This is a genomic window from Amycolatopsis sp. NPDC059027, assembly GCF_042739735.1.
Lineage (GTDB): Bacteria > Actinomycetota > Actinomycetes > Mycobacteriales > Pseudonocardiaceae > Amycolatopsis.
On sequence record NZ_JBHYIK010000118.1, the window covers coordinates 1,448 to 8,377 of the forward strand.

The following is a 6,930-nucleotide window of genomic DNA, read 5'->3' on the forward strand; positions in this document are numbered from 1 at the left end:
CCCGACCGTGCCCTAGCCCCGGGTGCGCCCGCCCTGGCGAGCCCGGGTGCCCGGGCGCCCCCCCCCGCGCCGGGCCACCGGTCACTCCTCCCCGGATGGGGAAGACACCGTTGTTACTTGCCGGTAGGCTCCGGCGTATGGCTCTGCGGAAGAACATCCTGATCACCGGCGCCAGCTCGGGACTCGGCGAGGGCATGGCACGCCAGTTCGCGGCGCGGGGACGCAATCTCGCGCTGTGCGCGCGGCGGACCGAGCGGCTCGACGCGCTGGCCGAGGAGCTGACGGGCGCCTTCCCCGGTATCAAGGTCGTGACCCGGCCGCTGGACGTCAACGACCATGATCGGGTGTTCAGTGTGTTCGAGGAGTTCCGTGCGGAGCTGGGCTCGCTCGACCGCGTGATCGTGAACGCGGGAATCGGGAAGGGACAGCCGATCGGCAAGGGCCGGTTCGACGCCAACCGCACGACGCTGGAGACCAACTTCGTCGCCGCGGCCGCCCAGGTCGAGGCCGCGGTGGGGATCTTCCGCGAGCAGCGGGCCGGGCACCTCGCGGTGATCTCGTCCTTCAGCGCGATCCGCGGGTTCCCCGGCAACCTCACGGCGTACGCGGCGTCGAAGGCGGGCATCTCGACGTTCGTCGAGGGCACCCGGATCGAGCTGCGGCGGACACCGATCAAGGTGACCGACATCCAGCCCGGCTTCATCGAGTCGGAGATGACCGCGCGCAACGATGGCGTCCCGCTGGTCGCCCGCGCGGAGGTCGGGGTGCGGGCACTGGTCAAGGCGATCGAGGCGGAAGGCGCGAAGGCGTACGTCCCGAGCTGGCCGTGGACGCCGCTCAGCCTCGTGGTGCGGCTGGCCCCGGAGGCTCTGCTGAAGAAGTTCCTGTGAGCAGCGCCGGAAACGCCACGGTCGAGGTCCGTGCCGAAGACGCCTTCGACGCCGCCGCGGTGCACGCGTGGCTGAGCGAGCGTGTCGACGGGCTCGGTGCGGAACCGCCACGGGTGCGGCAGTTCCCCGGCGGGGCCTCGAATCTGACGTATCTGCTGAGCTATCCCGGTCGCGACCTCATCCTGCGGCGTCCGCCCGCGGGGCACAAAGCCGCGTCCGCGCACGACATGCGCCGCGAGTTCCGGGTGCAGCGCGCGCTCAAGCCGGTGTTCGGTTACGTGCCCGAGGTGCTGGCCTTCGGCGACGATCCGGCCGTGCTCGGCGGCGACTTCTACGTGATGGAGAAGCTCGACGGGCTCATCCTGCGCGGCGATCTTCCCGACGGTCTCGAGCTGAGCCCGGAACGGGCACGGGACTTGTCCGGCCGGGTGGTCGACCGGCTCGTCGAACTGCACGCTGTCGACGTCGATGCCGCGGGGCTCGCCGACCTCGGCAAGGGCGCGGGGTACGTCGAGCGGCAGATTCGTGGCTGGTCGGAGCGGTTCGCCCGGTCACGCACGGACAACGTCCCCGACTTCGCCGCGGTGATGGCCTGGCTGGCGGAAAACCAGCCAGGCGAGGTGAAGATCTGCCTCATCCACAACGACTATCGCCTCGACAACCTCGTGCTCGACGGTCCGGACACCCTCGACATCGTCGGCGTGCTGGACTGGGAGATGGCCACGCTCGGCGACCCGCTGATGGAACTCGGCAGCACGCTCGCGTACTGGGTGCAGGCCGATGACGACGACACGATGAAGCTGAGCCGTCGCCAGCCGACGCACCTGCCCGGCATGTACACGCGTGAAGAGTTCGTGGCGCACTACGCGGAGCGTACCGGGCTGAAGATCGAGGACTGGCGCTTCTACGAGGTGTACGGCCTCTTCCGGCTCGCCGTGGTGTTGCAGCAGATCTATCGCCGCTATCACGACGGCCAGACGCACAACCCCGCGTTCAAGGATCTCTGGCAGTTCTCCGGGTATCTGGACTGGCGCTGCCGCGAGATCATCGGGAAGGGAACGGCCTAGTGGGCGCCATCTACCTCGTCCGGCACGGGCAGGCGTCGTTCGGCGCCGAGGACTACGACCAGTTGTCCCCGCTCGGGTTCGAACAGTCCACTGTGGCCGGTGCGGAACTGCTGCGGCGCGGTGTCGAGTTCAGTCAGGCGCGCTCGGGATCGCTGGCCAGGCAACGGGACACCGCGGCCACCGCGCTCAAGGTGCTCGGCTCGGGCATCGCGGTGACCGAGGACGCGCGCTGGAACGAGTACGACCACGTCGACATCGCGCGCCATCACGCCGGTGGCGCGCCGCAAGAGGATTCACGGGCCTACCAGTCGACGCTGGACGCCGCGCTCACCGCGTGGACCGAAGCGGGCGCGGACGGACCGTGCGCCGAGACCTGGCCCGCGTTCCTGAACCGCTGCCGGGGCGCGCTCGCCGATCTCGTGGCCTCGCTGGGCAAGGGGGAGCACGCGGTGGTGTTCACCTCCGGCGGCGTGATCGCGACGCTCTGCGGGGCGCTCATGGGTACCCCGGAAGCCGGGCTGCTCAAGCTCAACCGGGTCACCGTGAACGCCGGGATCACCAAGCTCGTGTCCGGGCGGGGCGGGGTGACGCTGTTGTCGTTCAACGAACATCCGCATTTCGAGGCGGACGCGGCAAAGCTGTTGACCTACCGGTAGTTCCCTTGCGGGGCACCGGTTTCCCAGTCCCAGCCGGTGATCAGTGCGCGCATCAGGCTGGCAGCGCTGGAGAGATGACTCTCGGCGCCCCAGAACAGCGTGACCGTCCGGCGGCACCCGGGATCGTCGACGGCGATCCAGGCGACCGCGTCGTTGGTGGCGGTGCGCCGGGCGAGGGCGGGGACGAGGCCGATGCCGAGCCCCGCGCTGATCAGGCTCGCGATGGCGCTGTGTTCGTCGCCCTCGCAGACGATCTTCGGGGTCAGGCCCCGGCCGGCGAAGAGCCGGTCGAGGAGTCCGCGGACCCAGTGTCCCTTGCGGGAGGTCACGAAGGGCTGACCCGCCAGTTCCTCGACGCTCACCGACGCGTGGCCCGCCAGCGGATGGTCGTGCGGGGTGGCCACCCACACCGCCTCTTCGAACAGCGGCGCCGAGTCCAGTCCCTCGGCGCGGATCGGTTGTGAGGCAACGCAGAGGTCGACGTCCTTGGCCCGCAGGAGGCGGCCCATGTCCTCGGCGGGTGTCCAGCGGAGTTCGACCTCGATGGCGGGATGGGCCCGCTTGTACGCCGCGAGCGGGCCGGTGAGGGTGAGAAAGGTTTCCGACGCCAGGCGCACGGTGCCGAAGCCCTCGCTGGTGGCTTCGGCGACGGCTCGCCGTCCCGCGTCGAGTTCGCCGAGGGCGCGTTCGACGTAGCCGAGGAAGAGCTTCCCGGTGTCGTTCAGCCGGAGCCGTCCCGCGCGATCGAACAGCGGCGTGCCGAGTTCGTTTTCCAGCCGGGCGATGGTGCGGCTCACCGAAGGCTGGGCGACGCGGAGTTCGTCGGCCGCGCGGCTGAGGTGCTCCAGCCGTGCCACGACACGGAACTGGTTGAGCGTGTTCAGGTCCATGACCCATGCCTCCGACGTCATAACGGCATAGCAATATTGATCTTAGACAGGATAGCCCAGTAGTCATAGCTTCGAGAGGTGAAGCAAAACGGGGAAGACGCCTTCGCGGTCAGCGGAGGGGTATTGCGGGCCGTCGTCAGCGCGCATCTGGTGGGGATCATCGGCCAGCCGGTGTTCGCCGGGGTGTACCTGAGCGGGGACTACGACGGCCTGGGCTGGCACGCGACCGGTGCCGACGTCGTCACCTCGATCGGCTACCTGCAGCTGATCGTGGCGGCCGTGGTGTGGGTCCGGCTGCGCCGGGCCTGGCCGTTCCTCACCACGCTGGCGCTGGTGGCGGCCGAGACCGCGCAGTATTTCGCCGGGCTGGCGGGCGCGCTGTGGCTGCACCTCCCGCTGGGCGTACTCACCATCGCCGCGCTCGTCGTCCAGTTCATCGCGGTGTGGCGGCAGCCTTTCCGGCGGCCCGCCCGGGAGGTGCGGGCCGATGCGTGACCACCGGATCAGCAGGCGCCGGGTACTGGAAATCGGCGGGGCACTCGGGCTGCTGGCGGCCACCGGGCTGTCGGGCGCGGCCGCGTTGTCGCGCCGCCCGCCGGTCACCGGTGCCGAACTGCGCAGCGCCGTGCCGCTGCCGCCCGCGTTCAGTGTGCCGTTGCCGATTCCCGCAGTGCTGGCGCCGGTCAGCACCTCCGGCGGTGTCGACCGGTACGCCGTCACGCAGCGCGAAACGAGCGCGGAGATCCTGCCGGGCGTCCGGACTCCACTGTGGACATACGGTGGCACTTTCCCCGGCCCCACCATCGAATCGCGCCGGGGCAGGCCGATCACCGTGACGCATCGCAACGAGCTGCCGGTGCCGACCGTCGTGCACCTGCACGGCGGCCGGACCCCGGCGGACTCCGACGGGTACCCGACCGACCTCGTCCTGCCCGCGGGATGGCCGGACGCCGCACACCACGGCCATGGCGGCCACGCCATGGCAGGCATGTCGGATCCGCGGGCGGTGCAGGCGAAACTGAGCCGGGACTACACGTTCCCGATGGACCAGCGGCCGGCTTTGCTCTGGTATCACGATCACCGGATGGATTTCACCGCGCCCGCGATCTGGCGGGGTCTCGCGGGCCTGCACATCGTGCGTGACGACGCCGAGGACGCGCTCGGGCTGCCCGCGGGGCCGCGGGAACTGCCCCTGATGATCGCGGACCGCGCGTTCGCCGCGGACGGAAGTCTCGACTACCCCGCCCTCGATCCCACGCTGCGCGGACAGCCCGGGGTTCAGGAGTCCTACCTCGCCGGAGTGCTCGGCGACGTCATCCTGGTCAATGGCGCTCCGTGGCCGGTGCACGAGGTCGACGCGGCCCGCTACCGGCTGCGGATCCTGAACGGCTCGAACGCGCGGCACTACGAACTGGAAGCGGTGCTCGACGACGGCCGCCGGCTCGATCTCGTCCAGATCGGCGCGGACCAGGGGCTGCTCGCGGCGCCGGTGCCCCACGCGTCCCTGCCGATCGCGCCCGCCGAGCGCTACGACGTGATCGCCGACTTCTCCAGTGTCCCGGTCGGCAGCCTCGTCAAGGTCGTCAACCGGCTGGGCTCCGGACGCACCCGGGACGTCATGGCCTTCCGGGTGGCGCGCAAGGCCGCCGACGACAGCCGCGTTCCGCCCGTCCTCTCGACCGATCTCCCGACGTGGAACCGGGCGGACGCGGTCCGGGTGCGCGAGTTCTCGTTCCGCGCCGGGCAGCTGAACGGCGGGCACGGCTGGCTGATCGGCGGGCTGCCGTTCGACCCCGCCCGCTCCGACGTCACCGTCGGCCTCGGCGACGTCGAGGTGTGGCGGTTCGTCGCCGACGTCCACCATCCCGTCCACCTGCACCTGGTCGGCTTCCAGGTGCTCTCGCGCGGTGGCAGGCCGCCGCTCCCGCACGACGCGGGACTCAAGGACACCGTGTCGCTGCGGCCGGGCGAAGCGGCGGAGATCATCACCCGGTTCGACGGCTATCGCGGCCGCTATCTCTTCCACTGCCACAACGCCGAACACGAGGACATGGGCATGATGGCGAACCTCGAAATCGTCTGAACCGGTTCGCGGGTCAGGGTTTCAACCGTGTCCCGGTCACCCACGCGCGGACGAACGCGACCAGCCACGTCGCGAGCGCGCCCGCGGTCACCAGGACGAACGCGGGGCCGGGGCGGCCGCTGAGCGTCCACCACACGGCCGGGACCACGAGCAGCAGAGCGGCGGAGAGCACCGTGAGCAGCACCGCCCACGTGCGGTGGATCGTGAGGCGCCGGTCCGCCTTCGCCCGTCGGAGAACATCCACATCAGGTGGGTCGTGGTACAGGCCCGGAGTGCAACGGTCGCGGTGCGGTGTAATGCTTTCGTGGCCCGTTCGTGCGTGCGGACGCGATCGGGTGACCGCTGGTGGCAGGAGGTACGCATGCGGTTCGGTGACGTGACGCTGATCCCGGTCAACGGGTTCGGCACCGAGGACGTGGTGGTCGACGCCGGGGGCCGGATCTACACCGGGGTCGTGGACGGCCGGATCCTGCGGGTCGCGCCGGACGGCAGGCGCATCGACGTGCTGGCCGACACCGGCGGACGGCCGCTCGGGATCGAGTTCTTCGGCGAGGACGAACTGCTGATCTGCGACGCGCACGCGGGCCTGCTGACCGTGCCGATCGGCGGCGGGGACGTCACCACGCTCGCGACGTCGGCGGCGGGGCTGGAGTTCGTCTTCTGCAACAACGCCGCCGTCGCCGCGGACGGCACGGTGTACTTCACCGATTCCTCGCGGCGCTTCGGCATCGAGCGCTGGCGGGACGACCTCATCGAGCAGACCGGTGGCGGGCGGCTGCTGCGGCGGACCCCGGACGGGCAGATCGACCAGCTCGCCGACGGCTTCCAGTTCGCGAACGGCGTCGCGCTGCCCCCGGACGAGTCGTTCGTCGCGGTCGCCGAGACCGGTGCGTTCCGGGTCAGCAGGGTGTGGCTGCACGGCTCCCGCGCGGGCAAGGTGGACACGCTGATCGACGATCTCCCGGGTTTCCCGGACAACATCTCCACCGGCAGCGACGGGCTGATCTGGGTGACCCAGGCCAGCCCCCGCGTCGCGGCGCTCGACGTCGTCCGCAGGCTTCCCGCTCCGCTGCGCGCGCTCGTGCGTGCGCTGCCCGACGCCGTTCAGCCGCAGCCGGGGCGTGAGGTGGGTGTCCTCGGCGTCGCCGCGGACGGTCTGGTGGAGCGCGAGTTCCGGGGCGAGATCGCGGACTTCCACATGCTCACCGGCGTGCGCGAGCGCGACGGCAAGCTGTACTTCGGCAGTCTCGCCGACCCGGCGATCGCGGTCACCAGCCGCTGAGTGGTGCCGGTGGTGCTGAAGGACGCTTTCAGTGCGTTGGGTGGGCAGGATGGGGGGGTATA

The 6,930-nt window shown here is 70.6% G+C and carries 8 protein-coding genes; 6 read left to right on the plus strand and 2 right to left on the minus strand.

The window, feature by feature from the left end; all coding sequences use genetic code 11:
* Positions 1 to 137 precede the first annotated feature (137 nt).
* Genes ACFWY9_RS42815 through ACFWY9_RS42825 form a run of 3 tightly spaced genes read left to right on the plus strand, consistent with a single transcriptional unit; the run spans position 138 to position 2,613 of the window.
* On the plus strand, positions 138 to 890 hold the full coding sequence (locus ACFWY9_RS42815) for an SDR family oxidoreductase (protein WP_378341594.1): 753 nt from the start codon (positions 138 to 140) through the stop codon (positions 888 to 890).
* Positions 887 to 1,957 carry a phosphotransferase family protein gene (locus ACFWY9_RS42820; protein WP_378331476.1) on the plus strand — a complete coding sequence of 357 codons (1,071 nt, stop codon included), beginning with the start codon at positions 887 to 889 and terminating at the stop codon, positions 1,955 to 1,957. Before ACFWY9_RS42815 ends, ACFWY9_RS42820 begins: the two co-directional genes overlap by 4 nt.
* Positions 1,957 to 2,613 (plus strand): histidine phosphatase family protein, encoded by a 657-nt coding sequence (locus tag ACFWY9_RS42825; protein WP_378341595.1) that lies wholly within the window; start codon positions 1,957 to 1,959, stop codon positions 2,611 to 2,613. The genes ACFWY9_RS42820 and ACFWY9_RS42825 overlap by 1 nt, the downstream gene beginning before the upstream one ends.
* Here ACFWY9_RS42825 and ACFWY9_RS42830 read toward each other — a convergent pair.
* The gene (locus tag ACFWY9_RS42830; RefSeq protein WP_378341596.1) at positions 2,604 to 3,524 is read right to left on the minus strand and encodes a LysR family transcriptional regulator; all 921 of its coding nucleotides are present in this window, start codon (positions 3,522 to 3,524) and stop codon (positions 2,604 to 2,606) included. The two genes, ACFWY9_RS42825 and ACFWY9_RS42830, sit on opposite strands and share 10 nt — an antisense overlap.
* Positions 3,525 to 3,581: 57 nt before the next feature.
* Here ACFWY9_RS42830 and ACFWY9_RS42835 point away from each other — a divergent pair, with 57 nt between their 5' ends.
* Positions 3,582 to 3,998: a hypothetical protein gene (locus ACFWY9_RS42835; protein WP_378331471.1), complete on the plus strand. Its 417-nt coding sequence runs from the start codon at positions 3,582 to 3,584 to the stop codon at positions 3,996 to 3,998.
* The gene (locus ACFWY9_RS42840; protein WP_378331470.1) at positions 3,991 to 5,586 is read left to right on the plus strand and encodes a multicopper oxidase family protein; all 1,596 of its coding nucleotides are present in this window, start codon (positions 3,991 to 3,993) and stop codon (positions 5,584 to 5,586) included. The genes ACFWY9_RS42835 and ACFWY9_RS42840 overlap by 8 nt, the downstream gene beginning before the upstream one ends.
* 13 nt (positions 5,587 to 5,599) lie before the next feature.
* On the opposite strand, the gene ACFWY9_RS42845 is transcribed toward ACFWY9_RS42840, so the two are convergent.
* Positions 5,600 to 5,830 (minus strand): hypothetical protein, encoded by a 231-nt coding sequence (locus ACFWY9_RS42845; RefSeq protein WP_378331469.1) that lies wholly within the window; start codon positions 5,828 to 5,830, stop codon positions 5,600 to 5,602.
* 117 nt (positions 5,831 to 5,947) lie between these two features.
* Between ACFWY9_RS42845 and ACFWY9_RS42850 the strand changes: the two genes are divergently transcribed.
* A complete protein-coding gene (locus ACFWY9_RS42850; RefSeq protein ID WP_378331468.1) occupies positions 5,948 to 6,868 on the plus strand; it encodes an SMP-30/gluconolactonase/LRE family protein in 921 nt (306 codons plus the stop codon).
* Positions 6,869 to 6,930 lie beyond the last annotated feature (62 nt).